Genomic DNA, 25654 nt, shown 5'->3' on the forward strand with positions numbered 1-25654 from the left:
GCCGGCTCGTGCCGTGTACGAAGTGCGGCGTTAATTTGTCATCCCGTCATGTGTGTCGGATGGCGTAATATTGTCGCCGACATCCAACAAATGCATAGCTCGTAGAGCGTCAAGATAAGCCTTATGCATGTATGCACTTAACTCTCGGTGGATATGTGTAGTTCGTATCATGGCTACCTTCGAACCACCTAGCTGTATAACGATGCGGCCTCTTATAGGCGCACGCCTCTTGAGGTTTCGAAATAGAATGCCGAAGGCTATTGAAGACATAGTCCAAAGCTTTCGCTGGTTGAATAACAAAGAGCCTCGATTGAACTTCGGATCGAACTGGCTAAGTGTACTGGCCTCGAATTCAGCGTGTTCGATGACGGCTGTGTAAAGGTCGATGGTCCAGCTTAGGTCCTGGTTGGACTTGATACGGGATGTCGCTCCGCCAGTCGAAGGATCAACCTCGTCCGGCTTCACCTCAAACAGCCGACCCGCGTTCCAAAGGCCAAAGGAGTTTACATCTACTTCGGCTAGGCCACGATTTGAAACCACAATTTTAAGTAGCATGTGACATGTCTCAGAACCGTCGTTCACGAGGTCGACCTTAGCCCGGATGATGGCGTTAGCGCGTCTGAAGGTGCGCCGAGAGTAGAGCGCGGTAAGACCAGAGACGACGAGTGCTGCGCCACTTATCTCTATTGGTGTCAATTGAAACACGACTCGCGCCTCCTTGGGTTGTTGCGCAGTATAGCCGGTGGTCCTCGACATGTGTTGCCGAACGAACCATAATTAAAGTTATAACCGGTGAATCTATGGCAGCCGTCCCAACAACCCAGAACCTGGACATCTACCGCGGCGACGATGAGACGATCACGCTGACGTTCAAAGACAAAGTGACGGGTCTACCGAAGAACCTAACTGGGTCGTCATTTTTCTTCACGGCCAAGATCAACTCGTCGGATCTGGACAGCGCGGCCATCATCGCTAAGAAGGTACTCAGCTACAGCGACCCAATGGGTAGCGGTATCGCCATGGTCCCCCTGACTCACACAGACACGGCTGTGGGGCTCGGCACGTACGTCTACGACCTCCAGTGGGTAGACGCGGCCGGCAACGTCAAGACAGTGCTCAAGGGCAAGCTGACGGTCCATGACGACGTAACCAAGGCGACGAGCTGATGTTCGACAGTGCTGATCTGGTTGATGTAGCGGTGGAGCTCGACGGCGTGAATGTCACCGTTGAGGTTGGTGCAGCAGGACCGGAGGGGCCAGTCGGGCCTGGAGGTGTCACCAGCGTCAACGGTCATACCGGGTCGTCCGTCACCGTGACGAAAGTCGATGTTGGCCTGGGAAGCGTCGACAACACGTCGGACAGTGCCAAGCCGGTGAGTCCAGCGCAGGCGGCCGCCATCGCGTCAGAAGGCGCCAGTCGTTCCTCGGCTGACAGCACGCTTCAATCCAACATCACCGCTGAGGCCACGACGCGGGCGAACGCTGATACGACAAACGCCACAGCGATCACAAACGAGACAACCAGGGCTACAACAGCTGAGGCCACCAAGTACGTGAAACCTGGTAGCGGTATCCCACGCACAGACCTCGACGCTTCATCTCAGACGAGCCTTGGCAAAGCTGACACAGCGTTGCAGAGCGCACCGGTTACGACGGTTGCAGGGAGGACTGGTGCCGTTGTGCTCACAGAGGCTGATATAGCCAATTTAACGAGCGACCTGGCCGTGAAAGCTTCGAGTGCTTCGGTTACGGCGGAGACAGCACGCGCCACAGGCGTTGAGGCCACGAAGGCCAACGATTCGTTGGTCATCCACCAGGCCGGCGCGGAGACCATCACCGGGGCAAAGACATTCAACTCTGGCACTCTGTTGGACAAGGGTAACCAGGTGTTCAACGTTAAGGCCTATGGAGCAGTTGGTGACGGCATTACCAACGATACAGCCGCAATCCAGAGTGCCATCAACGCCGCAAAAACGATCGGCGGGATAATACGCTTTCCAGGGGCTGGACCTTATCTAGTTAGTCCAGAAAGCCTAACCACCTTCAGTAATATATCTTGGGAAGGTGACAGCCGTGAAGGAACCGTAATCAAGGTTATTGACAACAGCACCTATTCCCGAGTGGTTCAAGTTACCGGGACGTCAGGCCTGTACGTCAAGAACGTGAGATTTAGTAATCTCTTCTTTAGTGGTGTGCTGGCTGCGCCGCTGGGAACAGCAGTCCGCAGTAACACATATGCAATCGCTTGCGCATACGTCGATGGGGTAACAGTCGAAAAATGCCGGTTTGAGCAGTTTGATGTATCCAACACATTCACCAACTCTAGCAATATCTGGGTTGACCAATGCGTTGACTATTCGGGGTCTCTCACCTATGGCAGCAAGGACCTCGTCCAATGTCAGGGTGTTAGTGGCATCAAGGTGTCTCGGTGTGTATCTCACGGGAATGACACCTCAATTAGACTAGAAGGAGTCAAACACGCCTCTGTTTACGCAAACGAGATCTACTCATCGTCTATTGAGATTGGGAACCAAATATCCTACGGTTATTGTGAAGACATCCAAATTTTTGGCAACTATTTCTATGACTCTCACGTTGTCATGATTAATTTCTCTGACACCGACACAAAGACTGTCAACGGCAACTTAGTAGCGATTGATGGCGTTAGCATCACCGGAAATTCTTTTAATTTGGCAACGGTAGCCAACTCTCAGGCAATCTTGGCAGAGGCGTGGTCGTCATCACTCACTTCTGGCATCAGTAATGTAGCTATTACCGGCAACCATTTCAGTTCGACTCTGGCGATTGGGAGCATCAATACCGGAATCGTGGGTATGGCGACCAACGGTCAAGCATTCAACTGGACTATTACGGGCAATAATTTCACCGATATGAATGGATCGGCAATTGACATTACATCTGGGGTCAACTGGATTGTGACAGGTAACACATTCTCAGACTTTAACCGTGGTGCAGGGTTGGGCAATGCGTGGAACAGATCGGCCGTAGCAGTCCGAGCCACATCGACATTCAATTCCAACCATATTGATATTAACCATAACCAAATGGATGCCAACGGTAAGAATTATGCGTTGCCAATATATGTGGGGGATGCGTCCTATATCGACAACCTGAATATCAAGGATAATGACATTTACGGAGTAACAGGAAGCGGAGCGTCTCCTATCTATTTCCAGACAACCCAACCATCAGGTGTGATCAGTGGTAACTTTGGCTATAACAGTGGCGCTGTCCTCTCACCGATACAAGATAAAGGCGGCCAAGTCTTCAACCCTGTTGCCTACGGTGCTAAGGGCGACGGTACAACTGATAGTACTACCTTTGTACAGGCCGCTATTAACGTTGCTTCTCTTGCGGGCGGGGGCATTGTCCAGTTCCCGGCAGGTATCTTTGTTCTTGGCGCTCTCACGCACTACACCAACGTCATCGTTCAAGGTGTCGGCCTCGGCACTCAGCTATTCCTCAAAGCCGGTACTAATGCCTACATGTTTACGACGAGCAACACGGCAGCAAACCCAACTGGCTATGCTCACGATCACCAGTTACGCGATTTCTACTTCAATGGTAATACAGCCAACAACACGACTTTGGCTGCACTCCTAAGTTGTTCTTACAGTCGTAACCCAGTTGTGTCGGGTGTCAAGTTTGAGTTCTACAATAACAACTGTATATATATGGGTGGTGGCGGTAACAACGTTACTCAGCCACGTTTTATTAATATTCAAGGTGATAACGGCTCCATAACCAACGGTGTCGGCATCAAGCTCGACTTCAACTGCTACGACTCGCTGTGGTCGAACGTCGACATTGGTCGCGCATACCGGGGGGTCGTAACATCGTCCGGCGGCGTGGGAAATCACTCTTTCAATCAAGTACTAACCTGGGGGCACGCTGATACCGGGTTTTACAACTATCAGTCGCATAACAACGTCTGGACTAACTGTACCTTTGACCAGAACTTTGGGTCAGGTATTGTGTTTGACGGTACTGTGGGTGCCACCCTGACAAACAGTAAGGCCAGCAACAACAGTTTCACCGACCCATCTGGAATTCTCTATGCCACGGGTGCTCCAACGAAAGCTGGCAACACTTACTCGGGTATCAACGTCATAAATAACTCCTCTGACATTAAGATCAACAACCCGGTCTATTACAACGATCCGCTAAGTCAGCCCAACTACGGCTCTCAAGCTTACGGTCTTAGTATCGGTTCTGGATCAACGGTGATCCAGAACAACGCCACGTACCGTTACATGATGACCGGCAACGTGAACACTGCTGGCACCTTGAACCACTACATGATTGCTTTAGGACAGCCGGCCAAGCCGACACTCACGCCGTCGACAACGGGTGGCACGCTGCCAGCTGGGCAGAAGTTCTACGTGGTAACAGCGCTGAACGCGACCGGCGAGACCATGGCCAGCGGTGAATCGGTGGTGACAACCACAGGAACAACATCGTCCGTGGCTTTGGCCTGGACAGCTGTGACAGGTGCAAGCTCGTACAAGGTGTACCGAGGCACTACCGGCGGTTCTGAGAGCGTTTACTACACGACAGCAACGAACTCATACACCGATATAAACGGGATCGGAACTACGGCCAGTCAGCCAGCAACGAACACGGCGTTTGTCACGCACATAGCTGGCGCCGGCCCATCATATATCGGTGGATCGCTAACAGCTCTTTCGTTCACGGGTTCTGGTTCTGGATTGACTGCGATACCGGAAACTGCCATCACGAATTTGACCACTGACCTAGCAGCAAAGGCTCCGCTTGTCTCAGCTGCATTGACCGGGGTACCTACAGCACCAACAGCAGCTCCAGGAACAGCTTCTACTCAACTCGCGACGACCGCCTACTCAGACGCCGGTAGCACTGTCGCGAAGGCTCGGGCAAACCACACGGGCACCCAGCTGTCTACTACGATTTCTGACTTCATGAGTGCTGCATCTCTTGCTGCGCCCGTTCAGACCGTAGCCGGCCGCACAGGTGCTGTGACCCTCACGAGTACCGACGTAGGCCTAGGAAGCGTCTCAAACGCTCTCCAGCTGGTTGCAGCCAACAACCTGTCGGACCTCGCTTCAGCTGCTACTGCTCGAAGTAACCTGGGCCTGGGCTCACTAGGCACGTTAAGCACTGTCACGCTGACGACGAATGTGACGGGTGTATTGCCGGTAGCGAACGGTGGGACGGGAACTACGACTTCGACGGGTTCGGGTAGCATTGTTCTCTCAACCTCGCCGAATTTCGTTACGCCTTTACTTGGCACGCCTGCATCGGGTGTCGCTACGAACCTTACTGGTCTACCTCTTACTACTGGTGTAACTGGAATATTGTCAATTCTAAATGGCGGTACAGGTTCATCGACGCAAAACTTTGTTGATTTAACGACTACTCAAAGTGTTGGTGGGGCAAAAAATTATACCAATTACACAGTTTTCAGTGGTGGCTTTACTGGTATGGGTAATAACTATAGTAACCGCGGCTATTCAGGCGGCGGACTTGAGTTAGGGTATGACTCGACTAACTCTACAACGAACATTCAAGCAATTAGTGAGGGCGTGGCTTGGCTCAAGCTTAACTATGGCGCGATAAGCCACAATTGGTATATCGGAGGTGGTAGTAGTCCCGTATTTACGATTTCCTCTGGTTCACAGAAGTTAGCAAACGGTAATAAACTTATACTAGGAGCTTCCAGTACAACTACCTCCTCGTTGAATATCCCGGCTGGTGTAGCCCCCACAACCCCTAACGACGGAGACATCTGGTATGACGGTACGAACTTGAAGATGCGAATCGCAGGCGTGACCAAGACGTTCACAATCACTTAGCAAACTGATGCTACGGGCTGGGAAGCGGGAGTTCCCGGTGTACCCACTCGACAACAGCAACTCCTTCCACAATCTGAAACTTGAGACTGATGATCTCGTTCGTATCAGTGATCAAGGTAACCGTCGCTTTATCGCGCTCGCTAATGGAGCGTTCTAAGCTTTTTAGGTTAAGAGTTCGGTTCAAGTGATTGTAGCGTCGGACGATAAGCATCTTGGCTCGTCCTACTAGCTCGTCGTCAGTATAGTCGGGAACCGCTTGCTGTTTACGATCTGAGGCGTACTTACGAATAATCGAAACAATGCCCTCTAGCGTTTTCGTAATACCGATGCCAGCTGCTATATCGATAAGCCCGGTTACGGTTGAAGCGTCAGCGCCCCACGAATGATGCCCGCGACTCAGTTCCGATTTGAAACTATGCCACCGCCGCTGGCCGTCCTCTTCGTATGAAGCAATAGCTTCAAGGTCTTTCAATAGTTCGTTTAGATCACCGCGGCCGGACGGCAGTTGAGCAAAGAACTCCGAGTAGAAGCGTTCCTTCCCGCCATGTAGGCTCGAAATCAAACCGACTTGGATGAAAAAACCGTCGAAGTATGTTTCTTCGGCCATCAGACGCGTCGCTGTTCGGCGTCGTTGATTTTCATGCGCGAAGCCTACCAGATGGAGGTAGTTACAGCAGTTCCAAACTGCTTTATAATGAGCCCATTAACGAGGTTCTGCAATGAAGATCAAGCTCAAGACTACTGTCAGCGATTACGAAGGTAAGCCAATCACTCAGCTTGATGATCAGGGCAAGACTGAAAACGTCACGTTTCGCCAGGTCATCAACGCTGCACTGAACAACGAAGTACCAGGCGCTGTGATGACACCTGAGGACAAGCAGCAGATCTATCAGATCAGCAAGAAGATATGGGACTCATGGACGCCAGACCTTTCGAACGTGGAGTGCGCCTATATCCAGACACGCGGCCTGGCGGTGCTCAACCCACTCCTCAGCGGCCGGCTTGACGACTTCCTCAACCAGCGTGACGAAGAGGTAGCGCAGACCGAGAAGTAGTAGGCAGGTTAAATTTCTATCCATCGTCGTGCAGCCTTGCTCCCATGCGCTACGCTCCACTTCCACGTTCCGTGCACTACCGTTAATGGGGAGACAAATTGAGACGCTACAAGGTTCTGGGTCTAGTCATGACAGCCGTCCTCCTGGCTGCATGCTCAGGAACCGCAGCAACCGGCGCAACGGTCACCGTCACAGCAGCTGGTGTCGCATCTACCGTCACCGTGACGCAATCGGTTGGTGCAGCACATGCAGCATCATCGCTGGCACTCGCGGCTTCGTCAGCACCGTCAGCATCACCAGCAGCGTCTGGACAGACGACCAATAAGCTCGGTGGTCCGGCAGTGACTTACGAGAGCGGGTTGGCGATTAAGGTCGGTCAGCCGGCGCCGTACACTCCAAGCCAGTACGCAACGACGAGTACCTTCAAGAGCTACGTCATGCTGGAGGTTACGATCACCAACGGCACCAGGGCCAACTTCAACCCGATTCTGCTGACGGAAACCATTCAGAGCGGCAACCTGGCAGCCACGCAGATATTCGATACCGGCCTCTCGGCACCCAATCAGACGATGCTTTTGCCGGGGCGTTCTTTAGCGTACAAAGTGGGATTCGGTGTCAAAGACCCCAAAGACGTGGTTTTACAGGTGAGTCCGGGGTTTACGTATACCCCGACAATTTTCACCAGCTAGTGCTCACTCCTTCGGCTTGGCATTTGAGGCTACATCGATGAACTTTTCGATGATCTGCTGGCTATTTGCGAACTCACTTTCTGTGCCAACACCAAGCATTGCCGGCCCGGTTAGGACCGAGCGACCTACCTCAGCTCTAATCGCCAGGCGCTCATCGTCCGATAGAAACTCCGAGTACGCACCAACGGTCTGGAGACGAACTTGAAACTCGCGTGCCCTACGCGCAACGGTTCGGTGGCCGTTTGCTTCGTGGGCTAGGTACAGCGCTAAAGCTAGAAGCGGGATAGTTACCGTCAGTCGAGTCAGGTCAGTAGCAACGCTGTCATTGCCCTTTCCGAGTGCTGAATACACGATCCAACATGCGCCGGCAACAGAAAGAACGAACAGGGCTATAGCAGCGATCCTGAAATACTTTGCTGATTTCAGTTCGTCGTCGGCTATCTCCCTGTAGTTGCGGAAGATAGTGTCAAGTCCAGCCTCGTTAGCAGCGATCTTGGCAGTTATGGCAGCAGCTGATGCCTCATTAGCGCCCTCGCGAGCAATCTCGGCTGACTTTGCTATTTCATCAACGGTATTTGCAAGATTAAATGTCCTGAGCACAATGTTCCACGAGCCAAGACGGCCTTCGACTGTTGTTTTCGCTCGGCGTAGAGTTTGCAGGAGTTCGTTTATTTCTGCATTCAGCTGCAGGTCTGGTGTTTCCGTCTGACCCAGCACTAAACCAACGGCTGTCGCTACATCGATGATTGACTCGGCTATCGTCTTTCTGGTGATGTCAGGCGGCTTGATTCTTGCCAAGTTCAGCTCGTTTTCGCACCCGTATTCAAGTTTCCGCAGCATTGTGACTAGCGACTCGAAAGCCTCAATCTCGCTCGTCGGGTATGCTCCGTGACGCTTGATGCTTGCTATCGCCAGAGGCACCGTATTCTGCGCAAGTCCCACGACGAAGACTAGATCTGCGATGAACTCATTGCGATAGCCGTCGAGTTCGTGCACCGCACCGTTTTCGTTGGGAGTTAGGTAGACCCTTTTCATCGCCACAGTCGTCGCGATGAGATCCTGAAATAGCTTAGTTACGTACGTATTCTGCCGGTCAAGCTCTTCTTCATCGTAAATCGTCAACGGCTACCTCCTGTTTCGCCTTCGGTAGTGCGGAGTATAGCCTAGGATTGCGAGACCGTCCGTTTCGCTCCAAGCTGGAAGTCATCGAAAAGCCGCTAGACGAAGCAAATTCTTCCTAAACGATACAAGGGGAACAAATCTGCGGTCAGTGTTATAGTGAAGAAGTAACAAGGCATTTTCATGGGTGGCATCACGATCTCCGACGTACCAGTTCTCACGCGTCAGTCACAACCTAAGCCTCAGCCAACTCCACCGGTACAAGACTGATGGCTGACAAGCATCCTGGCGGACGGCCAACCAAATACACCCCTGAGCTACTCAAGAAGGCGCAAGGGTATCTGAAGCAGTGCGTGGACACCAAGGAAGTAGTCCGCACGGGCAATAGCGGTCAAGTGATTTGGACGGTAAAGCTTCCAAGTGTAGCTGGACTGGCGATCTATCTGAAGGTCGCACGGCAGACGGTCTACGATTGGGCGGAGACTTATCCACAGTTTTCGGACATATTAGACGAAATCCTGGCTGAGCAAGAGCAGAGACTAATTGACAATGGTCTTGCTGGTAACTACAACTCGGCCATTGCCAAGCTGGTCTTGGGCAAGCACGGCTACCAGGACAAATTAGCTCAAGAGCACACCGGTAGGGATGGCGCTCCGATAGCGTTCATCGACATGGCGAAGAGTGGCGACACCGACTCTTAGAATCCAGCCCACAGCGAAACAGCTTGAGGCGATCCGTGCCATCAAGGCCGGCATGCGGTACATCCTCACTGGTGGAGCTATCTCGACCGCCAAGAGCTACGGCCTGGCGCAGATCTTCATCTCGATGGCCATGCAGTTCCCACGGACTCGCTACGGCATCTTCCGCAAGAACCTGACGGTACTTAAGCGGACGACGTACCAGACGTTCCGCAAGGTGGCGTTTGAGTATGGCCTGACCGAGGGTGTGCACTACAGGGTCAACCGGTCTGAGATGTACTGGGAATTCACCAACGGCACGACGATCTACTTCATCGAGCTGGACGAGACCAAGGACCCTGACTTCAATAAGGTCAAGGGCCTGGAGCTGACGGCTGCCGGGATCGACGAGGTGAACGAGGTCGCCCAAGACGGTGTCGACATCGTGGGATCTCGCGTCGGAAGGGAGAACCGCAACGGCGAGCCCCAGTTCGTGCTGATGACGTGTAACCCGTCGGACAACTGGGTCAAGGATCGGTTCTACAACCCCTGGATCAAGGGCACTCTGCCAACCGACCACCTGTTCATCCCATCGCTCCCCAAGGACAACCCGCACAACTCCCAGGAGTACCTCGAAGCCCTGGACCGTATGCCGATGCAGTTCAAGAAGCGCTACGTCGAAGGCAACTGGGACTACGTGGATGATTCCAACGCGCTGTTCCCCAACCACGTCATCGACCGCATGATGGTGGCGACCGTACCGAAGGCCGGCGAACGCACCATCGGCGTTGACGTGAGCCGTGAAGGCAGCGACAAGACCGTCTTCTCGCTGTTCATAGGGGATACCCTGACCGACCTGCTGGAGCCAGAGGTCGATCGAAGCGACGTAGCACCAATCTCCGATCTGATCGCTGACGAGCTGATTCTGTACATGCAGAAGAATCTCGTTGGTTATCAACAGGTGTGGATAGATGCTGTGGGCAATGGTGGTGGCGTTGTCGACTCGATGCGACGGCGTGGCTACTACGTGAACAGCTTTAAGAGCGGTGAGAAGTCCACAGACCTGCACGAGGACGAGACGCCGAAGTACGACATGCTGCGCTCCGAGCGCTACTACAAGATGGCTCAGGCCGGTACACAGGGCAAGCTGAAGATCTGGAAGCACTGCCCATGGGTAGAAGAACTGAGACGCGACCTCCTGGCCCACACGTACGAAGTTACCGATAAGCAGTTCATCGTGGAGTCCAAGACCAAGATGAAGAAACGGCTTGGCCGGTCACCTGACTTTGCTGATGCTGTTGTCATGGGATGGCGTGAAGCTTTGGAGGCTGGAGCCCTTGACATTGAGACTTCAGGTAGTTGGGACGACTTAGATAGTGACGACGAGTAGCGTGTCGTATAGACTAAAATAAACAGGAACTACCTCAATTGGGATTGCTTGACCGCTTTAGAAATCTAGTAAGCCTCGCGGACGGCAACTCTAACGACCGTATTCCTATGGGTGGCTCTACCGAACTTGGTGTCTCGGGAGAGTCCATACTGGGTGGATTTGGTGACACAGAAGCCAACAGCGATAACCTCACGCCGGCCGATTACATCAAGATGCGGCAGAACGATGGAACCATCGCCTCGATGTACAGCATCTTGACTATGCCGATTCTGGCCAGTCAGTACACCATAGCAGCCGATGAAGAGGATGCCAACGGGGAGCAGGCTGATTTCATTCGCCGCGTGCTTTTGAACCCACCTCACAAGGGCGGCATGGAGATCCCGATGCCGATCATCCTTGGGCAGATGCTTCAAGCTGTCCTCGAAGGCTTTGCGCTGTTCGAGAAGGTCTACATGATCTCTAGCGAAGGCAAGATCGTCTACAAGAAGCTTGCGAATCGCGATTCTCGTACAGTCTTTTTGATTCGTGCTCAAGATGGAGGTTACGGTGGCGCTCACCAGCGCACGACATTCAAGAGCGTCTATTACGACGTTGAGATGCCGGCCTGGAAGACGATGCTCTACACCTACGGCAAAGACAAGAACTTTTTATACGGCGAGTCAGCGTTCAAGGCTGCGCACTACCACTACGTCCTCAAGCACAAGCTCTACTACCTTGCGAACTTATCGGTTCAGACGAGTGCTGTACCTCCAAAGGTCCTCAGTGGCCCGAGCAACTATGGCAAGCCTGAAAAAGACCGAGCGATGCGCAACGTCGAGAAGCTTGGTGGGGTACGTACGACTGCCTACATCCCTGACGTCTTGACACTGACGCCATACGACTCTGCCAAGGGCCGCATGGACGCGCTACCGCTCATCGAGCATCACAACGCTGAGATGGCGCGTTCCGTTCTAGCGCAGTTCCTCATGCTTGGTACGGGATCCAAGAGTGGCTCATGGGCACTGTCGAAGGATCACTCCGACATCCTGCTGACCGCGCTGAAGGGTGTTATGAGTTCGATCGAGGACCACATCAACCACTACCTGATCCCAGACCTGATCGATCTCAACTTCGTGAATCCGGCCTATCCAGAGTGGCACTTCCAGGACATCACCTCTGACGCCAAGGATCTCGTGCTGCAAGCCTTCACGCAGATGGTCACCTCTGGCGTCGTCAGTGACGAAATCAAGCAGGGGATCGAGGACCGGATCGCCGAGACGCTCGACTTCGACATGGAGCAGCTGCACCAGGACGTGCTCGATGCGGCCAAGGAGAAGATCGCAGCGGCCAAGGCCATGGGCATCGATGTTGATCCCCAAGGCAACCCGCTGCCGATTCGTCAGACAGTCGCAGCACCGGCAGGTGGTGGAGCAGATGCCAAACCGGGAGCCAAGCCAGTGAGCAAACCCATCAACCAGTCGGACGAGGCGGCCGGCGTCATCCCAAAAGTCCCAGAGCGCTTACCGGCGCTGAGAAGCGGGTCAACTTCCGACAGATTCAAACCCGACTGGATGCCCTAGAAGCCCAGTTCACCGCTGATGTCCACGTTGTGTACGACAAGATCACCACGGACGCGCTGAAGCGTCTTGAGCCACTCCTGGAGGCTCGTGACTTCCGTGCCCTGTCATCGTTCAGCTTCGGCTACACGGGGGAGTACCGCGACCTGATCGCTCGCCAGATGCGTGACGCGTACGAGTTCGGTAAGAAGGGAGCAGCGGATGAGCTCAAGGCGTCAGCTTCAGCGACCAAGCGTGACAGCACGACGCTGATCAACCAGCTGGCCAGCACGATTACCGACAAGCAGATGAGCGATCTGCTGTTCATCGTCCGGGCTGAGGTGCTCAAGGACCTGCGCAAGAACCAACTGAGCGACGACCAGGGCGACGAGCCGACTGATGAAACCAACTTCATCCAGCGTGCGTTAGATAGCCTCTCCGAAGCGTTCGCCACCTTCTTCGACAGCAAGGTCTCATTGACCGGTGCTGTGTCCGTCATGCAGGCCATGACGCGCGGCCGTACCGACTCGTTCGTGGCCAACGCCGATCGCATCTACGCCTACCAGTGGTCGGCTGTGCTCGACACCAGGACCTGCAATATTTGCTTTGATCTCGACGGATCAGTGTTCACGGGAGATGACAACACCTGGGAACCACCAATCCACATCTATTGTCGGTGTATCAAAGTCGCCATTATGCGAGATGAAGTCAGCCCCCCAGACATCACTGGCTTCCCGGACAACCCTGGCGGCGTTGACGATCCCTCTTTATAACGCCACAATTAAGTTATGGACGAATCATTTGTTAAATCAGTTCGTGACGAGAAGGACGCTATCGAAGTAACCAAGATGGCAGAAGCCTACCGTCGTGAATCCTATGTCCGGAAGTTTGACGGCAACAAAAATGCAGCCGACAAGTTCTTGCGAGATAAAGATGGACTTAGACGTGCCTGATAAGAACATCTACCAATTGCCGGTCAGTGATGCTCACAGCTCAATTGTTGAGATGGGCGATGGCACTCGTCGCTACCGCAAACAGCTCGTCAAGTTCGGTACCTTCGTCAACCCGAACAAGACCGGTAACAAAATGACATTGGACCGTACCTGGGCCGAGACAATCGTCGAAAACTTCAAGAACAAAGTGCTCAACCGTGTGCCAGTCGCTGAAGGTCATCCAAAAGACAGTGGCGAGCTTCTGACCAAGACTCGTGGTGATCTCTCAGCATTGTCGATCGAGGACGACGGTCTCTACGGCGAGCTGGAGATCAAATCACCAGAGACTGTCAAAGGGATCGAAGATGACTTGATCTATGACGTGTCAGTGTCGTTCGACCCGGACTACACCGACAAGGCCTCGGGAGCTCAAGTGGGGCCGGCTCTGCTCCACGTGGGACTCGTGAATGACCCCTACCTGAAGGGCATGCAGCCATTCCAGTCATTGTCAGACCGAGCAAATGTAATTATGTTAAGTGAAAGCAAGGAGCCCATAGTGTCAAAGATTAAGAACGACCGCGAGTTCATGGTTCAGATCGAATTTAGCGATGGCGATACGACGAAGAGCGTTGCAGTCGCTCCTGGTGAAGAGGTAGAGGTACCCGACACCGCCGCCGAAGCCGTAAATACCCAGATCCAAGAAGCGACGGCTCCTACCGTTACTGAGCCTACAGCTGAAGAGAAGGCCGCGGCTGAAAAAGCCGTCACCGATAAAGCTGAAGCAGATGCTGCTACAGCCAAGGCCGAAGCCGACAAAGAAGTGGTTGATAATGGTAAAAGCGAAACTGAAAAAGAACTAGAGACCACAAAAGCAGCATTGGCAGACGCCAACAAGAAGATCGCGCTCAATGAGGCAGAAGGTCGCTACACGGCTCTGCTCAGTGATGGCAAGATCGTACCGGCGCAACGGGACGCTTTCATCTCCCTATCGACCGCGGCCACTTCAGGAACCATCAGTTTGGCCGACAACTCGACTACGTCATTGAACGATTTGCTGACAGACTTATTCAAAGCAGCTCCTAAACGGATCAACTTTGGCGAAGAAGGCGCAGCGGGCGATGAACCAAAGAAAGACCCATGGGATGAACAGACGGAAGAGGAAAAGGCAGCCAGTTTGGCCCTTGGAGTCACGCCTGAAGAGTTCAACGAGGTAAATGCAACAGAATTAACTAAGAAAGAGGAGGCCAAATAATGGCTAACTTAACAGCTGCTCGTGAAGACTTGCGCAAGGATGATGATCTAATCGCGTTCCAAGTCAAAGCGGCTACTACGATCTTCAAAGGAGCAATCGTGGGCGTTGACGCTACCGGATATGCCAAGCCAGCTGCTCCTGCCGACAAGCGCATCGTGGGAATTGCCTACGAAGGTAGCAACAACACCATCGGCGCCAACGGTGCGACGCTCGTTCGCGTCATTCGTAAGGGGTCAGTAGTCCTAAATGCTGCTGGTATTACCCAAGCCAACATCGGCGACAAAGTCTACGTCACAGACGACAACACCGTCACTACGGTTTCGACTGGTTCAATCCAAGTCGGCGTCATCGATGAAGTTCTATCAGCAACAACCGTTCGCGTCGCTCTGACAGCGAACATTTAATCGGAGACATCTAGATGGGACAAATAGTCACTTCAGATATAGTCAAGAACCTCTTGCCCGGTCTGAAGACCACGTTCATGGCAGGATGGAAAGGTGCAGATCTTGGATGGAAGCAAGTCGCTACTGAAGTAGCCTCAACGCTCCCGAGCGAGAACTACGCTTGGTTAGGCCAGACTCCTATCGTTCGTCAGTGGACTGATGAGCGCATTCCTAAGGGTCTGTCAGAATACAGCTACAACATTAAGAACCTAAAATGGGAGACGAGTATTCGCGTCGACGCTGAAGTTCTTGAGGATGAGCAATACGGTCAAGTTAAGATGCGTGTCGGCCAAATGCCAGCTGCAGTAGCTCGCCACCAGAACCACCTGGTCTACAACATGTTGACCAATGGCTCTACGGGTCTATGCTACGACGGTTCTAACTTCTTCGATACGACTCATAACGAAGGCCTCTCAGGTACGCAGATCAACAAGTTCACTTCTACTCCATTGACCTACACGAACTACGCCGCTCTTCGCGCTGCTTCGATGCTGTTCAAAGATGACACGGGTGAATTAGTTGGATCAAAAGCAACTGCCCTCGTCGTGCCTGCTGCTCTCGAAGGTGTAGCTCGTCAGATTTTGAACTCTGACTTCGTAGTCAGTGACACCGTTGCTGCTCCACAAAGCAACATTTGGAAGGGTTCAGCTGAGCTCATTGTCGTTCCTTGGTTAACCAGCGCGACTCAGTGGTTCCTCCTGGACCTCAACGCTTACATCAAGCCCATCGTGTTCCAGAACCGTGTCCCTGTGACCTTCAAGGCTCTTGACGGTACTTCAGACTCAGACAACGTGTTCATGCGAGACGCCTATCTTTACGGCGTGCGAGCTCGGTACAACGTTGGTTACGGCGACTGGCGTACTGCTATCGCTAGCGTCTAGTTCCTAGGCACAGAGCGGCTTCGGCCGCTTCTGCCTGCGCACTAGCGGGATAATAGGAGATCCAAATGGGTAAATTTATCGTTCGGCTAACAAATGAGTTCTCAGCTATCTCGGGCGCTGCTCGTCGCTTTCGCGCCGGCTTGGAGATCCCGGTCGGTGGTGAGGTAGAAGCTGACTTAGACAAGGAACAGCTTGCTGAATTACACGAAGATCAGTACGTAACGGTTCATGATGCTAAAACCGGCAAAGTAGTGACGCCAAAAGACACGACAGTACAACCACTTGCTATCTCTACAGAAGCAGAGAATGCCCAAGCTGCTGTTATAAAGCCAGCTGAGACTATCGTAGAAGACGTCAAGGCAGCCAACGATGCTGCTGCACCATCAAGCGAAGTACTCGCTAACCAAGAGGCTCAGGCCAAGTTGGACGCTAAGGCTGCCAAAGCTGACAAGAAAGCTTAGTACTAGGTGGATTTGATTTGCACAACATGTGGCAAGTCGTTTTATGTATCGCCCTGTTACAAGAATCGCAAAAACTGCTCTCGCGCGTGTAGCGTGATTTGGAGAGGAAGCGACGTAACCGGCAAGAAAGCGCTCAGTAGGTTATGTGAGTGCGGTTGTGGGGCAACAATCAGTGGGTTTCACCATCAGTCTCTGCGGCCAGTTAAGTATCTACCAAATCATTCGCCGCGATATTTGAGTACGGCTAGTGCAGAGATTCGAAGTGCTGCTGGCCGACATGCGCGAAGTTTCGCTTCATCGGTGAAGCTGAAGCCTACAGCATACCGTGGACAATTGCACTGGAATTGGAAGGGAGGTATCACACTAAGCGTTAGGCTTGAACGCGCCAAGTTTAGGCAGACAGTCGCTCACCACGTATTAGTACGCGATAACTTCACTTGCCAATTTTGCGGCCAGGTAGGAGGTTACTTGCAAGTTGATCACATCAAGAGCTGGTCAGCATATCCTGAATTAAGGTTCGATTCTGAGAATTGTAGAACGCTTTGCATGGCGTGCCATTACGAAGTAACTTATCACCGTCCAATGCCGAAGGGAACGCTCTGGGCTGCTGGTCACCGAAAGGACAAGGTTAATTCGTGAATCCAAATTATGAAACGAAACAGGCCATTTTAGAAGAAGCCGGACTATCTCAGATCGTCAACGGTGAGGTCCTTGCTGGTGTCATAGATGGAACGAATCTGGTCTTCAACACGATCTACAAGCCGATTACAGATTCCAACGACGATGATCAGATCGACACGACCGACATCACGGTGTACGTCAACGGTGTGCCAGTGTTCGTCCAGCTCCTCAACGAGCTGACTGGCACCATCACGCTGAAGACTGCGCCGGCCGCCGGAACGGTGGCGACATGCGACTACCGGTACAGCCCGGTGACTGACGCCTACATGAACAAGATCCGTGAGGAAGCTGAAGACTGGATCAACTCAGCGATGGACTCCATCGACCCGGTGCCGTACGGGAGCGGCGTTCCATCGACCAACACCGTGGTTCCCCCAACGGTCCGCAAGCTGACCAGATGGTACGCGGCCGCCCAGCTACTGATGAAGGACTACGGCTTCAACCACGACACCAACATGACCTCCAAGGATGGCGCGAGCAAGATGGCGCTCCTGGAGGGATCTGGGGAGCCTGGCAAGCCTGGCTACAAGCCTGGGCTGCTGAACAAGTACATCGCCATCGGAGGGATGTCGGGGATCTCAGACGTGTCTGCCGCAGAGCTGGACACCTACGCCGAACCGGATCTGTTCTCGACGGTGGATGCGACGTCAGGGCTCACGGTCAGCGTGGACGACAACTTCATGCGCGACATCTACCAGGAACAGCTTGAAGACGGTCTGATCCCATGATCGAGTTGAAAATTACTCTCGACGGCCAGACTCAAATGTCTCGTCAGCTGATGGTCAGCTCTGCGGCGCTGGCTGACTTCACTATCCCTCTACGTGCTGCCGCTGAGCTCATGCAAAAGACATTTCAGCTGAACTTCGATTCACGTGGCGACATGTTCGGCGGGTGGTCTCCAAGAACGAGATCATACCCGTGGCCGTTACTGGAAAAGACTGGCGCAATGCGCAAGGCCTTCTTCACGCGCATTGAGGGCAATACCGCAGTTCTCGGCAATAGTACGAGCTACTTCAAGTATCACCAGCTTGGTACCCGCAACATGCCACAGAGGCTCATGATGAAGCTCGACAACGAGCGCAAGGCACTCGTAGTGAAGATCTTTCAACAACACCTTCTTGATTCCATGAAGGCCTTTAAGTAATGGCACAGGGATATCGTGATCCAGTAGTAGCTCTGATTGTAAGCTTACTCAACGCCTCTGGACCTACAATCCTAAGAAATAAGTACTATCACGGCGATCCGGTTGTCGTGAATAAGTCGCTGTTGCCGGCCTGCTTTGTATCCAAGGACACAACAACCTTCGGTAACGAAAGTACCTCCGAGGATCTAATTCGCATGCCCATGGTCATCAATGTCGTTTACGACCTCACGAGGGACTTCAACCAAGCTTTCGACAACGTGAACTCTGCCTCAGCGGTGTATGAGATGCTGGAGGCCCGCAACGGTGACTACACGCTCCGTAAGGACGCGATCACAGCCGTCCTGCGGCACAACCAGCAGATCGCTGCTCACCTCTACATCAACCTCGACAAAGACGTCACCTGCGAATACGGGGTAAGCGTGAATAAGCGTGGGGATGGCATATATACCGTTGAAGGCGTATGCAAGTTCGAGGTCTACCAGATCCAACTCACGCCATAGGTATTGCATGGCCTGAGTGGAAATGTAACGATTAATACAAGAGGACATTCCATGGCAGAAGTAGAAGCACCCATAATCGACTCGGCAGAACAGGTAGTTAAGCCAGAAACGATGCTGTTCTACTTTCCGCAGTATGAACTTTCAGTCGAAGCGGTTGACTACGACGATGCGCTCAAGCAAGTAAAGAAACTAGCACAGAAGGACAACTAGCATGGCTGACGTCAGCGGCAGAAAAGTAAGTTACGGTATAGCCAAAGAGGGACCTCGCGGTATTGCCACGACTCCGACCAACTGGATTCCGCTATTGACCTTCGACTTTCAAAATAAGAGTGATCAAATCTGGAATGAATCAGTGTTTGGAGTTTTAAACAAGAACTCCGGCTCAGAGCTGGTCAAGGACTACGCCGAGGGGAAGCTTGAAGGTAAGGTAACCGATCAAACCTTCGGACTACTTCTATACGCTGCGCTTGGCAACTACTCAGGAGCCCTTCATGCGGCTGAGACCCTGGTTAAGGATCACACGTTCACACAGAGTCAAGCCAACAACCCCCAGTCACTTACCATCACTCGTGTAGATGGGAACACTGACAAGAACTACCCACTGGCTATGCTTAAGTCATTGGAGATCACTGTCGTCGTCGGCGAGTTCGTGAAATACGTGGCTGAGTTCGTTTCGAAGAAGGGCGTCGCCGGTACCGATACTGTCGCGTACGTCCTAGAGAACGAGTTCAAGGCTAAGTTCGCTACCGCCAAGACGGCTGCTACTACAGCTGGCCTTGGCGCTGCCTCTGCGATTCCTATGAAGTCATTCAAGATCAAGATTGCCCGCAAGGTGAACCCGTACTACGTCTTTGGCTCCAACGATCCAAACGAGATCTTTGTCGAGGACTTCGAAACATCTGGCGAGTTCGTTCTTCGCTACACCGATCAAACTTACGAGAATTACATGTTCAACAACACGGTCCAGGCGCTCCAGGTCGCTGTCGTCAACACGTCCGTAACGATCGGTACTTCCGCTAACCCTGCTCTCACCATCACTCTGCCTAAGGCCGACGCCAGCTCGTGGAAGATCGACATGAAGGCCGACGGTATCGTCGAGCAAACGGTCGGGTTTATGGGACTGTTCGACTTCGCCAGCTCAACGGAAATCAGTGCTGTTTTGACGAACAGCAAAATCACGTCATACTAGAGTCACTAATGGAGCATCCTAGTGTCTCAGAAATTTATTGTTCGTAAGCATGTGTCTCTTGATTTCCTCGGGGAGGACTGGAAGGAAGCGTTCATCGACTACAACGCCTTCGACTCGAACGACCTTCTGCAAATAAGCGAAATCAGCACTGACGAGAGTGATAAGACCTCTTCATTCCGTAGGATGCTGGAACTATTGAAGGCCAACTTCTTGGATGGGAAAGGTGTCGGTGTCGATGGACTCGTGGATCTGACACAAGACGACCTGAGCCAATTGCCTATCGAGATCGTTAATAGGTCGATAGAAGCACTGAACGGATCCGTAAGCCCAAACTAGCCGACGCTCTGAGCGCACTCATCGTTCAGGGCGTACTACCCGCCATTGGTTATGGCTCGTCTTATTGGTATTCTAGATATAGGTATCGCAAAGCTCTCGGAGGGTTATCGGCTGACGAGATGGATGCTGAGATCGAGCGACACATGGAAGAGTACCAAATAAATCTCCGCATTATGGGCTTTGAAGCCGAGCGCGAAGAGCTAGAACAAAGGCGTCAACAGCAACAGCATGGCAGATCTTAACTCCAGCATATTAGAGCTAGTCATATCGGCAAGAGATCTGGCTACTGAGACTATAGCGAAGGTCAACGCCGAGCTTGCTGCGACTGGCGATAAGGCGGTTGCCTCGTCAGAGAAGGCCAGTGCCGGGATGGCCGGGTTGGCTGTCCCCGTGGCGGCTGTTGGCTTAGCTGTAACCGCAGCTCTCGGGGCCACTGCGAAGATGGCCTCAGACTTCAACCAGCAGATGGAGCTTGTCCATACGCAAGCCGGGGCCTCACAGGCGGAAGTTGAAGCCCTCAAGAACCAGGTACTCGCCCTGGCGCCGGCCGTCGGGTTTGGACCAACAGCTCTTGCTCTAGCACTCTTTCACGTTGAGTCCGTTGGCTATCGTGGCGCTGATGCAATGGCGGTTCTGAAGATTGCTGCTGAAGGCGCAGCAATCGGTCAAGCCAGTCTCGATGACACGACCTACGCTTTGACGTCCACAATGAAATCATTCAACCTTGAGGGCATTGGCGCCGCTACGAAGACCATGGGCGAACTGAACGCCATCGTGGGTTCCGGAGACATGAAGATGCAGGACCTGAACGCCGCGATCCAGACCGGCATCCTCTCGACGGCTCAGACCTTCGGCATCGACATCCAGTCCATGGGCGCGGCGCTCTCGTATCTGACTGACCGAGGGGAGAAGGCTGACGTTGCCTCCACCCGACTCTCCATGGGAATCACGCTCATGGCAGCCCCTACTCAAAAGGCAGCCAAGCTGCTGGGCGACATCGGTATGGCCGGACCGGCTGTTGTGGCTTCAACGGATGCCATGACCCAAGCCCTGCGGAAGGCAGGCCTGACGACAGTGACCCTCGCAGATGACCTGCGCAAGCCTGACGGTATCCAAGTGGCTCTACAGGACCTCCAGACGCACCTGACAGCGTCGGGCATCAGCGCGGATGACGCCGCGGCCTTGATGTCTCGCGCCTTCGGTGGTGGACGAACGGACAAGGCTCTCATGGCGCTGATTGAGAATCTAACCGGAATTAAGCAAAAGTACGATGCGATTGGGGTATCAGCCAATAACTTCGGCGAAGACTGGGCAGCACAGCAAGCCCAAGCAAATCAGAAGCTCAAAGAATTCCAGGCTGGCCTGCAATCCTTGGCCATTCAACTGGGGGAGCACGTTCTAGTAGCGATCTTCGCAACAATCGGCGCCGTCCAAAAGATGTGGACAGCATTTACCGCTGACAAAGGCGTCCAGGATGCATTTAAGCTCATTGCTGCCGCTGCCGGTCAGCTGTGGCAAGCAATCGCCACTCAGCTTGCTCCAGCTCTAGAGCAGCTATGGCCGAAGGTACAACCGCTGGTCATGCTCCTGGCGAAGGCTCTGGGTGTCGATCTTGTGTTCAGCCTGCTCGCCGTCATCAAAGTTACGACCTGGAGTGTCGAGCTATTCGCCGAGATGATCAAACTTGTTTCTACCCTGATCAGCTGGGTCGAGAGCGCAGTCGGTGCATCAGCCAAATTCGCATCTGAATGGGTGAGATCCATCGGTGGTATGAAGAACGCCATCGGCGATTTCGTCGGGTGGCTACTTGGGTTTGGATGGTCCAGCATCGGTGGAACGATCGGTAGGAGCATAGTTAACGGGGTGACCGGAGTGCTGAAGGGGCTGAGCTCAAGCATTCCCGGTGCTAATACAGCGTTGCATGACCTGCATATTCCGGGCTTTGCCACTGGTGGGGTAGTTCCTGGATCAATGGGCCAACCGGTCCTAGCTCTTGTGCATGGTGGCGAAACCATTACTCCACCCGGAGAGAAATTTGGCGGGAACGCTAACAGTGTTGGTGGCTCGGTAAATCTGACTGTCAACGTCGGTACGTTCACGGGCTCTTCAGCAGAATTCGATAATCTAGCGGCCAAGATCTACCAGTCACTCATGCGAACCGCACGAGCTAACGGTACGCAGCTGCCGTCAATAGGAGTACGACCGGCATGATCACACTCAACTCAATCACGATTGCACAGCCCAAGTCGGACGGGGTGAAAGAGGAGCTCTTACAGATCTACCACGATCGCATGAGGGTCAACGGCTCGCTTCAGCGCAACTTCTTTGGCGTAAAGAAGCAGGTCACTCTGTCCTGGCCGCCACTGGCGCCGGCTGACTTCCAAGTGCTCATCGCAATGTTCACCTCTGGCGCTACAGTCTCCTACAGTAACTCCAACTCGGCCTATGCCGGTGGGTCGATGAACTTCGTCGGCCTTCCATTGCACGCTGAAGATGCGTACCTTCCTGGTAGCTCAATTCTCAGGACGTTGACCGTAACCTTGCGTCAAGTCTGATGCAGTCGGTCTCCGGCTCCTGGGCCACAAACATTGCGGCACCGGTACGCAATGTCTCGTATGGCGTACAGATGAGCTGGCCTCAGACAGTCGTAACCTCTGGCTTCTTCACCATCGGCACTTCGTCAATCGGTGGTCCCGACATCATCAAGTCAGGAGGCGCGGCGGTTGCGTTCTTCGACAAGTACCAGTACTGGGACTACTCGCCGCGGCTGATCAACGTCAGCGTCTCCCAGAAGATCGGACAGTACCCATACGGAACGATCATGGCGCAGCTCAGCGCCCAGCTCGATAACGGGGACTACCTGTTCACTCCCGGATTCGACGCCACGATCGGTGCTTACACAGAGCTCCCCGGACGGCCGGTGAAGTTCAGCCTTGGGTTTGAGGGGGAGACGCTACAACAGTTCGTTGGCTTCACAGACAAGCCGACCCACGACCGGAACGACCTGACTATCAGCCTGACGGCGTTCGACGCGTTTGCCTACATTGCGACCTACAAGTCCGTCACGAACACGGTCCTGACAGGACAGCGGGCAGATCAGATCATCGCAACCGCCCTTGCGGAGATGGGTTTCAGCGCTTCTCAGTACAGCCTTGACCTTTCGCTCATGAACCCAATCGGTGCGTTGGCTCCATACGGTCTCAGGTGGGGAGACATCTTCCACCAGCTCTGCGAAGCTGAGCAAGCGCTAATGTTCGTCGATGAGAACGGGATCATCCAGTTCTGGAACCGCCAGCACTTCATCAACAACCAGACGACGGTGTGGAACCTGGACTACACCAATATGGAGAACCTCCAGACCGAAGTGACGCCCATCTTCAACGACGTCCTGGTCGTAGCCAACCCGCGGGCTGTAGGGCCGAAGCAAAAGGTCTGGGAGCAATCCACACCAGTCGTGCTCTCGCCTGGGCTTACGACGGTGCCTGTCGATTTCACAGACGCCAATGGCTCGCTACCGGTGACCACACTTGACACGCCGATCGGATCCTTCAGCTCCACCACGTCGACCTACACGGCCAACGCCGCTGCGGATGGATCGGGTACTGACCGAACTGGGAGCGTGACTGTTTCTTCGGTGACGTTGAACGGTACGAGTGCGGTCGTGGTCTTCAACAACGCCACGAGCTCATCCGTCTACCTGACGACGCTGTTGCTCTTCGGTACTTCGGCTCCGGTGACCGCGCACATCAGCGTTGAGTACAAAGACGCCGCCAGCATCTCGCTGTACGGGGTCAACCCTGGCAACAACGGGGACGTGCTGGAGATCGACAACAACTACATCCAGGATCAAGGGACAGCCACCAGCTTGGCCTTCGGGATCGTCAACGAGTTCAAAGATGCGCGCGGTCGCTACCTAGCCTACCCACTGGCCAACCCGGCGATCCAGATCGGTGACTACCTGCAGGTCACGAACTCTGATTCTGGCGTCGTGAAGAACATGTGGGTAACCGGTAGAACGATCAGCCTTGGCGTTGGCGATCTTTCGCAAGTGTTGGAGCTTGAGGAGCGGGCTTTGATCTCTTACTTCAAGATCGGGACGTCCAGTATTGGCGGTACGGCACAACTTGCACCATAATAGAATAAACAGGACTCACGACTCATGGCTTATGTACCGACAACCTTCACAGCAGGCGAGACTCCGCCAACATCTAAGTGGAATCAATTGGGCGGAAACGACTCTAGCTTTAACGACGGCACGGGCATAGGGCAAGTCATCGGCCCATCGCACCTGACCGCTACCGCAATCACGGCGGGGTATGTTCAAGCTATAGCCAACCAAACATCAATCACGTCAACGACGGTTGTCCAGGTCACGAGTCTATCTGCCGCTGTGACCGTTCCCGGCGGGGGCCGACGGCTTGAAATCGAGGCCCATCTGCCGAATGTCGCCTTGGCGGCAGCAGGCAATATCTTCGTGTCAATCTGGGATGGCGCAGTCGGTAGCGGCACGCAACTACAAGAGGACGAGATTACCGTGGCCGGAGCGACGTTTGTCGTCTCTCCAACAGTCAAAGCTTACCCAGCTCCAGCAGCTGGTGGTAAGACCTACAATGTCGGGATTCGCGTCGGCAGCAGCACAGCAGCGATAACAAGTAGCGCAACTGCCCCGTCAAGTCTGATCGTCAAGGTGATCTAGTGGGCGTTCAGACGTCGAGCATCTCGGGAACGACGGACGGTAAGACGACGTTTGACCCAGCCCGCGGCTATCTAGTCAACGATGGAACAAACAACCGGGTTCTCATCGGTAAACGCAATGACGGTAGCTATGGTATCGACGTGTCAAAGACTGGCCAAGAAGTGGTGGGAGCCTCTGGCAGTCAGCTCGTGATGAGCAGCCAGTTCAACTCGTTCAAGATTGTTGCTACTGGTACGGCTTCATTCGTAGTAGCAGCAGGAGGTGCAGCAAACTCGTCCTACTACGTCGACATCCTTCACAACCTAGGGTTTGTGCCCGGCATGATTGCCTACATCAACAGCGCCGGTACACGGTTGCCGGCTGGTGTTAACTACGCGCTACCGATGATCTTCTATGGCTTCGCCAGCGGCGGGGCGATACCGATCAATGCCCTATTAAGTGGCGCAATCAACTCAACAACTTTGGAGTTTCTGCTATATACGGGTGACGTTAATACTCAATACGCTGGGACCTGGTCTGTCAGATATTACCTAACGCAGGAGACTGCCAACTAATGAAGCTCTTCTACGATACTTTTGGCAATGTGATCGGATCATTCGAAGGTGCGACGGATGCGATCGAATCGAGCGTTGGTCTCCCTAGCAACGCCATAGGCTTCCTGGTGGCACCCAAAGCCCTAGTAGATCGTCTGAATGATCCCCTTGATCCGCTGCATCCCCACGACCTGACAGTTGCCGGCGACGAGATAGAGTCTCGCAATCAATCCGCTAAACCTAATCCCACTGGATAGCCAATATGTCTCCACGAACGCTTAACGAAGAAC

At 53.5% G+C, this 25654-nt stretch carries 28 protein-coding genes; 26 read left to right on the forward strand and 2 right to left on the reverse strand.

Annotation, left to right across the window (positions count from 1 at the left end; all coding sequences use genetic code 11):
- Positions 1-800: 800 nt before the first annotated feature.
- A complete protein-coding gene (locus H7F38_RS07695; protein ID WP_187093564.1) occupies positions 801-1166 on the forward strand; it encodes a hypothetical protein in 366 nt (121 codons plus the stop codon).
- Entirely contained in the window at positions 1166-5851 is a 4686-nt protein-coding gene (locus H7F38_RS07700) for a glycosyl hydrolase family 28-related protein (RefSeq protein WP_187093565.1), read from the forward strand. The genes H7F38_RS07695 and H7F38_RS07700 overlap by 1 nt, the downstream gene beginning before the upstream one ends.
- A gap of 10 nt (positions 5852-5861) precedes the next feature.
- Here the strand turns inward: H7F38_RS07700 and H7F38_RS07705 are convergent, their stop codons facing one another.
- Entirely contained in the window at positions 5862-6458 is a 597-nt protein-coding gene (locus tag H7F38_RS07705) for a hypothetical protein (protein ID WP_187093566.1), read from the reverse strand.
- Between the two features lie 112 nt (positions 6459-6570).
- Here H7F38_RS07705 and H7F38_RS07710 point away from each other — a divergent pair, with 112 nt between their 5' ends.
- Positions 6571-6906: a hypothetical protein gene (locus H7F38_RS07710; RefSeq protein ID WP_187093567.1), complete on the forward strand. Its 336-nt coding sequence runs from the start codon at positions 6571-6573 to the stop codon at positions 6904-6906.
- A 128-nt stretch (positions 6907-7034) separates the two neighbouring features.
- Positions 7035-7595 carry a hypothetical protein gene (locus tag H7F38_RS07715; protein WP_187093568.1) on the forward strand — a complete coding sequence of 187 codons (561 nt, stop codon included), beginning with the start codon at positions 7035-7037 and terminating at the stop codon, positions 7593-7595.
- A gap of 3 nt (positions 7596-7598) precedes the next feature.
- On the opposite strand, the gene H7F38_RS07720 is transcribed toward H7F38_RS07715, so the two are convergent.
- Complete coding sequence (locus H7F38_RS07720; RefSeq protein ID WP_187093569.1) at positions 7599-8717, reverse strand: hypothetical protein; 1119 nt, start codon at positions 8715-8717, stop codon at positions 7599-7601.
- A 266-nt stretch (positions 8718-8983) separates the two neighbouring features.
- On the opposite strand from H7F38_RS07720, the gene H7F38_RS07725 reads away from it, so the two are divergent.
- The 22 genes from H7F38_RS07725 to H7F38_RS07830 all read left to right on the forward strand — a co-directional run bounded on the left by H7F38_RS07725 (position 8984) and on the right by H7F38_RS07830 (position 25621).
- Positions 8984-9415 carry a DNA-packaging protein gene (locus H7F38_RS07725; protein WP_187093570.1) on the forward strand — a complete coding sequence of 144 codons (432 nt, stop codon included), beginning with the start codon at positions 8984-8986 and terminating at the stop codon, positions 9413-9415.
- Complete coding sequence (locus tag H7F38_RS07730) at positions 9396-10781, forward strand: phage terminase large subunit (RefSeq protein WP_187093571.1); 1386 nt, start codon at positions 9396-9398, stop codon at positions 10779-10781. Before H7F38_RS07725 ends, H7F38_RS07730 begins: the two co-directional genes overlap by 20 nt.
- Positions 10782-10888: 107 nt before the next feature.
- Positions 10889-12340, forward strand: coding sequence for a hypothetical protein (locus H7F38_RS07735; protein WP_187093572.1), 1452 nt, complete (start codon positions 10889-10891; stop codon positions 12338-12340).
- Between the two features lie 29 nt (positions 12341-12369).
- On the forward strand, positions 12370-13089 hold the full coding sequence (locus tag H7F38_RS07740) for a phage minor head protein (RefSeq protein ID WP_187093573.1): 720 nt from the start codon (positions 12370-12372) through the stop codon (positions 13087-13089).
- A gap of 15 nt (positions 13090-13104) precedes the next feature.
- The gene (locus H7F38_RS07745) at positions 13105-13269 is read left to right on the forward strand and encodes a hypothetical protein (RefSeq protein ID WP_187093574.1); all 165 of its coding nucleotides are present in this window, start codon (positions 13105-13107) and stop codon (positions 13267-13269) included.
- The gene (locus tag H7F38_RS07750; RefSeq protein WP_187093575.1) at positions 13262-14500 is read left to right on the forward strand and encodes a phage protease; all 1239 of its coding nucleotides are present in this window, start codon (positions 13262-13264) and stop codon (positions 14498-14500) included. The genes H7F38_RS07745 and H7F38_RS07750 overlap by 8 nt, the downstream gene beginning before the upstream one ends.
- Positions 14500-14904: a capsid cement protein gene (locus H7F38_RS07755; protein WP_187093576.1), complete on the forward strand. Its 405-nt coding sequence runs from the start codon at positions 14500-14502 to the stop codon at positions 14902-14904. Before H7F38_RS07750 ends, H7F38_RS07755 begins: the two co-directional genes overlap by 1 nt.
- Before the next feature lie 14 nt (positions 14905-14918).
- Entirely contained in the window at positions 14919-15824 is a 906-nt protein-coding gene (locus H7F38_RS07760; protein WP_187093577.1) for a Mu-like prophage major head subunit gpT family protein, read from the forward strand.
- A 65-nt stretch (positions 15825-15889) separates the two neighbouring features.
- Complete coding sequence (locus H7F38_RS07765) at positions 15890-16285, forward strand: hypothetical protein (protein ID WP_187093578.1); 396 nt, start codon at positions 15890-15892, stop codon at positions 16283-16285.
- Between the two features lie 300 nt (positions 16286-16585).
- Complete coding sequence (locus H7F38_RS26555; protein WP_187093579.1) at positions 16586-16924, forward strand: HNH endonuclease; 339 nt, start codon at positions 16586-16588, stop codon at positions 16922-16924.
- The gene (locus H7F38_RS07775) at positions 16921-17694 is read left to right on the forward strand and encodes a hypothetical protein (RefSeq protein WP_187093580.1); all 774 of its coding nucleotides are present in this window, start codon (positions 16921-16923) and stop codon (positions 17692-17694) included. Before H7F38_RS26555 ends, H7F38_RS07775 begins: the two co-directional genes overlap by 4 nt.
- Positions 17691-18110: a hypothetical protein gene (locus H7F38_RS07780; protein ID WP_187093581.1), complete on the forward strand. Its 420-nt coding sequence runs from the start codon at positions 17691-17693 to the stop codon at positions 18108-18110. Before H7F38_RS07775 ends, H7F38_RS07780 begins: the two co-directional genes overlap by 4 nt.
- 107 nt (positions 18111-18217) lie before the next feature.
- Positions 18218-18610 carry a hypothetical protein gene (locus H7F38_RS07785; protein WP_187093582.1) on the forward strand — a complete coding sequence of 131 codons (393 nt, stop codon included), beginning with the start codon at positions 18218-18220 and terminating at the stop codon, positions 18608-18610.
- Positions 18611-18661: 51 nt separating this feature from the next.
- A complete protein-coding gene (locus tag H7F38_RS07790; RefSeq protein WP_187093583.1) occupies positions 18662-18820 on the forward strand; it encodes a hypothetical protein in 159 nt (52 codons plus the stop codon).
- A 1-nt stretch (position 18821) separates the two neighbouring features.
- The gene (locus H7F38_RS07795) at positions 18822-19799 is read left to right on the forward strand and encodes a phage tail tube protein (RefSeq protein ID WP_187093584.1); all 978 of its coding nucleotides are present in this window, start codon (positions 18822-18824) and stop codon (positions 19797-19799) included.
- A gap of 21 nt (positions 19800-19820) precedes the next feature.
- Positions 19821-20135, forward strand: a complete 315-nt coding sequence (locus tag H7F38_RS07800) for a hypothetical protein (RefSeq protein WP_187093585.1) — start codon at positions 19821-19823, stop codon at positions 20133-20135.
- Positions 20136-20576: 441 nt separating this feature from the next.
- Entirely contained in the window at positions 20577-22346 is a 1770-nt protein-coding gene (locus H7F38_RS07805; protein WP_187093586.1) for a phage tail tape measure protein, read from the forward strand.
- Complete coding sequence (locus H7F38_RS07810) at positions 22343-22690, forward strand: hypothetical protein (protein ID WP_187093587.1); 348 nt, start codon at positions 22343-22345, stop codon at positions 22688-22690. Before H7F38_RS07805 ends, H7F38_RS07810 begins: the two co-directional genes overlap by 4 nt.
- Before the next feature lie 71 nt (positions 22691-22761).
- Positions 22762-24270, forward strand: a complete 1509-nt coding sequence (locus H7F38_RS07815) for a hypothetical protein (protein WP_187093588.1) — start codon at positions 22762-22764, stop codon at positions 24268-24270.
- A gap of 24 nt (positions 24271-24294) precedes the next feature.
- The gene (locus H7F38_RS07820) at positions 24295-24831 is read left to right on the forward strand and encodes a hypothetical protein (RefSeq protein WP_187093589.1); all 537 of its coding nucleotides are present in this window, start codon (positions 24295-24297) and stop codon (positions 24829-24831) included.
- The gene (locus H7F38_RS07825; protein WP_187093590.1) at positions 24831-25385 is read left to right on the forward strand and encodes a hypothetical protein; all 555 of its coding nucleotides are present in this window, start codon (positions 24831-24833) and stop codon (positions 25383-25385) included. Before H7F38_RS07820 ends, H7F38_RS07825 begins: the two co-directional genes overlap by 1 nt.
- Positions 25385-25621 (forward strand): hypothetical protein, encoded by a 237-nt coding sequence (locus H7F38_RS07830; RefSeq protein ID WP_187093591.1) that lies wholly within the window; start codon positions 25385-25387, stop codon positions 25619-25621. The genes H7F38_RS07825 and H7F38_RS07830 overlap by 1 nt, the downstream gene beginning before the upstream one ends.
- The last annotated feature ends 33 nt before the right edge of the window (positions 25622-25654 follow it).

This window comes from Nakamurella sp. PAMC28650 (genome assembly GCF_014303395.1).
Taxonomy (GTDB): Bacteria; Actinomycetota; Actinomycetes; order Mycobacteriales; family Nakamurellaceae; genus Nakamurella.